Origin of the sequence: Streptomyces sp. ADI95-17 (assembly GCF_003846175.1) — a bacterium.
Lineage (GTDB): Bacteria > Actinomycetota > Actinomycetes > Streptomycetales > Streptomycetaceae > Streptomyces > Streptomyces sanglieri.
In genome coordinates this window covers 43,507-47,935 of the sequence record NZ_ML123050.1, presented here as the reverse complement: position 1 = coordinate 47,935, position 4,429 = coordinate 43,507, and the positions used below count along the sequence as shown (strand labels likewise).

The 4,429-nt window shown below is 69.2% G+C and carries 5 protein-coding genes; 4 read left to right on the top strand and 1 reads right to left on the bottom strand.

The window, feature by feature from the left end:
• From EES42_RS30925 to EES42_RS30920, 3 genes are all read left to right on the top strand, one after another.
• Positions 1–1,417, top strand: a 1,417-nt coding sequence (locus EES42_RS30925) for an alpha/beta hydrolase (protein ID WP_164495389.1), incomplete at its 5' end; no start/stop codon positions are given.
• Between the two features lie 142 nt (positions 1,418–1,559).
• Positions 1,560–1,715 carry a hypothetical protein gene (locus EES42_RS45000; RefSeq protein WP_164495388.1) on the top strand — a complete coding sequence of 52 codons (156 nt, stop codon included), beginning with the start codon at positions 1,560–1,562 and terminating at the stop codon, positions 1,713–1,715.
• Between the two features lie 785 nt (positions 1,716–2,500).
• A complete protein-coding gene (locus EES42_RS30920) occupies positions 2,501–3,736 on the top strand; it encodes an MFS transporter (RefSeq protein ID WP_124721623.1) in 1,236 nt (411 codons plus the stop codon).
• 149 nt (positions 3,737–3,885) lie between these two features.
• On the opposite strand, the gene EES42_RS30915 is transcribed toward EES42_RS30920, so the two are convergent.
• Positions 3,886–4,086 carry a hypothetical protein gene (locus EES42_RS30915; protein WP_124721622.1) on the bottom strand — a complete coding sequence of 67 codons (201 nt, stop codon included), beginning with the start codon at positions 4,084–4,086 and terminating at the stop codon, positions 3,886–3,888.
• 145 nt (positions 4,087–4,231) lie between these two features.
• On the opposite strand from EES42_RS30915, the gene EES42_RS30910 reads away from it, so the two are divergent.
• Positions 4,232–4,414, top strand: a complete 183-nt coding sequence (locus EES42_RS30910) for a hypothetical protein (RefSeq protein ID WP_124721621.1) — start codon at positions 4,232–4,234, stop codon at positions 4,412–4,414.
• Positions 4,415–4,429 lie beyond the last annotated feature (15 nt).

The following is a 4,429-nucleotide window of genomic DNA, read 5'->3' as shown; positions in this document are numbered from 1 at the left end:
TACGGGCGGGCCGGCGACGTTCGAGTGCGCGAAGGTCAAGGTGCCGCTGGACTACAGCGACCCCGGGGGCCGGAAGTTCGACCTCGCGATATCGCGGGTGAAGGCGAGCGGTGCGAAGGAGCGGCACGGCGTGCTGCTGATGAATCCCGGGGGACCGGGTGTTCCGGGGCTGACCATGCCGGTGGAGATGGAGCCGCTGCTGCCGGCGGAGGTACGAGAGCGGTTCGACCTGGTCGGCTTCGATCCGCGGGGGGTCGGGCAGAGCGCGCCGATCAGCTGCGGCCTGACGGCCGACGAACAGGCCGTCCAGCACCCCTACACCGCACGGACGTTCGCGAAGGACGTGGCCCTGGCCCGGACGGTGGCCGACAAGTGCTGGGCCAAGGCGGGCGACATGCTGCCGCACCTCACCACCCGCAACACGGCACGGGACATGGACATCGTCCGGGCGGCACTGGGGGAAACGAAGATCTCCTACTTCGGGTACTCGTACGGCACCTACCTGGGCGCCGTCTACACGCAGATGTTCCCCCGGCGCTCGGACCGGTTCGTGCTCGACAGCGCCCTCGATCCGACGCTCGCGTGGCGAGGGACGTTCCGGGGGTGGTCGGCCGGGGCCGAACTCGCCTTCACCCGCTGGACCGAGTGGGCCGCCGCCCGCAACGCCACCTACGGTCTGGGTCCGACTCCGGCGAAGGTCCGGAAGACGTACTGGGAGCTCATCGCCCGCGCCGACCGCACACCCGTCCCGACGAACGGTGGGGCGCTCAGTGGCGGCGCCATCCGTTCCCAGTACGGTGCGTTCGTCGGCGTCAAGACCGTCACCCCGTGGATCGTCGCGTTGAAGGCTTCGGCCGCAGGCGGACCCCCCGCGCCGGCCACGCCGACCGCGCCGACCGCGTCGGCGGTGACGGCAGCGTCGGCCGAACCGGCTGTCCCCGGCTCCGCTCCGGTCCGGTCCGCCGACGCGGGAGCGTTCGGTGCGGACGTTCCTGCCGACAACCAGTCCGCCGTCACCTGGGCCGCCTTCTGCGGCGACACCCGCAGCTGGCCGCGCAACCCCGAGCAGTACCGCCGGGACGTAATCCGAGACCGGGCCAAGTACCCGCTGGCCGGAGACCTGGGGGCCACCATTCAGCCGTGCGCGTTCTGGAAGTCGGCGGCAAGGGAGCCGGCCACAGTGGTGAGCAACGACGTCAACGCACTGATCGTGCAGAACCAGTGGGACCCGCAGGCGACGCTGCCCATGGCGCAGGGCATGCGACGGGCGCTGCACGGTGCGCGGATGGTCACCGTGGCCGACGGCGAGGGCCACGGCGTGGTGGTGGCCGGACCGTCCTGCGCGGACGCCGGCGTCACGCGGTACCTGACCACGGGCCGACTGCCCGCGAAGGACCTGACCTGCGGTGGCCAGTGACCTGAGTCGGAGACTCATGGGCGGTTCGCCCGGCTGCCCGAACTCGGCCGGGAGGCCGGCTGCCCTGCAACTGGTCCGTGGGCGACCTTTCGCGGATACCCCGCCAAGGCGGTTCGAGTGGGCAGTGGACATGAAGGCGTCCATGACGAAGGCACTGGTCGACGCGTCTGTGCGTCTGGCCCGCCTGCACCTGACGGAACACGAACCTGAGGCGGCCCTTTGGCCGCTGCGGCAGAGCTTTCGCGCACTGGGTGACACCGAGGATGCCGTCCTCGCAGCCCTGCGAAATCTGCAGTAGCCAGGACGTACCGGTCCCGATCCGCTGTCACTCGGGGCAGCGTCGCGCGTACGGCGCAGCGTTGCGATGTGGCCCCGTCCCGTTGATCACGTCGACCAGCACCGGGCCCCGGTGCCTTCAGGGGCTGCGGGCGCCGACTGCCGGGCTGGGCGGGTGGTCACATCTGGAGAATGGGCTGGCCCTGCGGAACGTGCGAAGTGGCCGCAGGGCCGTCCCGGGAGCACCGTCCTGTCAGGGCGCTCATGCCCGACCGTACGAGCAGCAGTGGTTCACCGCCCGGCGAGCTGATGCATACGTGCTCCCCGGTGTTTTCGACAGGGTGAACGGGAACCACTTGGGCGACGTGAGGAGCCACGTTGCTCCATCGGTGAAGGGGATGGAGCACGACACAAGCCCTTGATCGGCAAACGAGAATGGGAGCCACCTCTATCGGGTGGCATCCGGATGTGCCCGGAATGGGCCTCGTAGTCCTAGCTTGGAAACCAGGGAGCAAGTAACCCGCCGGTAGGTTTTCGCGAGTTCACCTGCGGCGACGGGCGGCCGGGTCGCGCTCGTCAACGTGCTGGGCAACCGCGTCGACGCCGGGCCGGGCGCACCTCTGCAGGGAACGCCCCCTGCTCTCCGGTGTGGCCGTCCAAGCGGCCCTTGTCCTGCACCTCAACGCCTCCGCACGGATATGCGGGGCAGGTCATAGAGCTCACTTATTGCAACTCTCTTGCTATTGCAAGTAATAAGCAGAAAGCTGGGCCAGTCCTTACTGCCGACCCAGGAGGCGGAGCCCCGTCATGCCCAAACTGATGCCGGATTCCGGCCCGCAGCGCGTCATCGCCGCCTCGAACTTTGTCTACACCGTCGGCAGCGGCCTCTATCTGACCGCTGGAGTCCTGTACTTCACCGAGGCAGTCCACCTTCCGGCAACCCAGGTGGGCCTCGGACTCGGCATCGCCGGTGTCGTCTCGCTGGCCGTGGGCATCGCTGTCGGTCATCTCGCGGACCGGCACGGAGCACGCGGCGTCTACGCGATCACCCTCGTCGTCCAAGCGCTGGCCACTGCCGGCTTCGTACTGGCAGACAGCTTCTGGCCGTTCGTCATCGCGGTAGGCACGGCCACCGGCGCCAAAGCGGCCGGATTGGCCGCACGCAGTCCGCTCATCAGGCACTACGGAGGGGACCGACCTCAGGCATTCCGCGCCTATCTCCGCGCCGTGACCAACGTAGGCATCTCCCTCGGCGCCCTGCTGGCGGGCTGGGCCGTCCAGGTGGGAACCCTCCCCGCCTACCAACTCCTGGTCATGGGCAACGCGGTTGCCTTCGCGGCTTCCGCAGCGATCCTGATCCACCTGCCGCCGGTCAAACCTGTCCCCACCGCCGGGGGCCCCCGCTGGATCGCCCTGCGGGACCGCCCCTACCTCCTGCTCACCGCTCTCGACGGCATCATGGCCGTCCAGTTCAAGGTGCTCACGGTGGCCATCCCGCTCTGGCTGGTCACGGCCACCACCGCCCCGCGCTGGCTCATCTCGGGCACCATGCTCATCAACACCATCATCGTCATCGCGTTGCAGATACGAGCCAGCCGCAGCATCGATTCCCCAGCGGCCGGCGGAACCGCCTACCGCCGAGCGGGCGTGGCCTTCCTCGTCTCCTGCTCACTGATCTCCCTGTCTGCGGGGATACCGGCGTGGGCCGCTGCCACGCTTTTCATGACCGCGATGGTGATCCACACGATCGGCGAGCTGTGGCACTCCGCCGCAGGCTTCGAAGTGTCCTTCGCCCTCGCCCCACAGCACGCCACCGGCCAGTACCTCGGAGTGTTTGGCCTGGGTGCCGGACTGGCTGAAGCCCTCGGGCCGACCCTGCTCATCTCACTCTGCATCACCTGGGGCCGCCCCGGGTGGTACGTCGTAGGAGCGCTGTTCACCCTGACGGGCCTGGCAGCACCACTCGCAGTCCGCTGGGCACAACGCCACCAGCACGCTCAGCAGACACACCCAGAAGTCGCGTGGAAGGAAGCAGCCGCCTGAAAGGCTCCAGCGCGCCGATCGCTGTGCACCAGCCCGTCGGCACGGGCGGCCGACGCGTCACCGCGCACGCTCACGGCTACGACGAATCCAGCCCCTGTCGTCCACGCGGATCGCCCCCGCCGGCGGCCGGGTGGGGCACACGGTGACGGTCAGTGGATGCCGGCCGTGGCCCAGGCTGTGTGGATTTGTTCGTAGGCGGTCTGGACGTGGGTGTCCTGCGGTGTGTTGAGAACGAGGGCGGTGGCGAGCGTGCGGACGGCGGGAATGTCGAGCAGCAGGACGGCGAGTACGCGGTTGAGTCGGCCGACGATGTCGGCGGCGGCCTGGGGTGGGTGGCAGTCCTCGACCACTTCCTGAAGCAGATCGCCGAGCCCGGAGGCATCCGGTTCCCCGTCCTGTGCCTATTGCAGGGCGATGTGGACCTGCAACAGGGCCTCGGTCTCCCATGCGGGCACTGCCCGGAGGAACACCGCGTCGGAAGTGTCCCGCAGGCCGGTGGCAGGACCCGACGGGGGGCTGGGGGAGAGCGGCGGCGAGGTTGTTGATGGCGTCGGCCGCGGCCCGGTACGGGGCATCGGGCAGCCCGGCCGAACCGCCGGTGTCGTTCTCGTCCTCGACGGCGTCGGCGAGCTGGGGCAGCACCATGGTGTCGAGAACGTGCACGTCGTGAAGCCATGACGGAATGGCAGGCCA